We start from the raw sequence: 1,009 nt of genomic DNA on the forward strand, positions 1-1,009 counted from the left end.
GGTGCGTTCATGCAAGGTGCCGCGCAGCAGGATCTCGATCAACTCATTGTCTTCGCGATACTGGCTGACGCTGGAACCGGTCAGCGAGCTTTGCATGTTGTGACGCGAACGCAGCAGGCCTTTGGCCGGCAGCGCCGGATCGGGCGTGCGGTTTTCGGCGATCGCCGCGACCAGTGCACGCTGCGCCGGCATGATGATGCGGAACACGTTGCCGACCATGATGGTGCCGATGAGCGCACCGACGTGCAGGTAGGTGCCACGACCGCTGAACACGGTGCTTAAGCCATAAGCGGCGCCAATGATCAGCACGAACAGGATGCCGCCCAGCAAGGCAGGGCGTTTGCCCAGGGCAGAGTCGCAGAGGAAGGAGTAGACGAACCAGCCGACGAACAGCGAGCCCAGACCGATGGCCACGCCTTCAGGACCGCTCAGGGTGCTGCCCGGTGCCAGCAGGTAGAGCGTCGGGTTGGAGTAGAACACCACGCACAGCAGCGCGATCCCCGACATCCAGGTGAAGTAGGCTTCCCATTTGAACCAGTGCAGGTTGTCCGGCATGGTCGGTGGGGCCAGTTTGTATTTTTCCAGGTGATAGATGCCGCCGCCGTGGATCGCCCACAAGTCGCCGGCCAGACCACTTTTCGGATTGACCCGGTTGAGGTTGTTTTCCAGCCAGACGAAGTAGAACGATGCGCCGATCCAGGCCACACCGGTAATCATATGAACCCAGCGCACGCTCAGGTTCAGCCATTCCAACAGATGTGCTTCCACAGTCTTTACCTCACGCCCGTCACTCTTGTTTTCGAGTGATCGGACCTTCTCTTATTGGTGGGGGGCGAGGATCAAACGCTCATCCTCTTTGAAGAAATGCTCATCGCAGTTATTGCCAGTGCCACTGCGATCAACCACCAGGAAGTCATCCCGCTTTTCGATCGTCAGCACCGGGTGGTGCCAGACGCCGCGATGGTAATTGATGCCCTGCCTGCCGTTGGTGACGAAGGCGCGGACCAAG

2 protein-coding genes are annotated in these 1,009 nt (G+C 59.8%); both read right to left on the minus strand.

Annotated elements, in window-relative coordinates; translation table 11 throughout:
- Nucleotides 1-768 (minus strand): urate hydroxylase PuuD (locus ACQKP2_RS33075; RefSeq protein WP_427582408.1); only part of this gene is annotated, 768 nt, incomplete at its 3' end.
- Between the two features lie 51 nt (nt 769-819).
- The coding region (locus tag ACQKP2_RS33080; protein WP_427582409.1) for an ureidoglycolate lyase at nt 820-1,009 on the minus strand (190 nt) is incomplete at its 5' end.

Origin of the sequence: Pseudomonas sp. NPDC089569 (genome assembly GCF_050280625.1) — a bacterium.
Taxonomy (GTDB): Bacteria; Pseudomonadota; Gammaproteobacteria; order Pseudomonadales; family Pseudomonadaceae; genus Aquipseudomonas.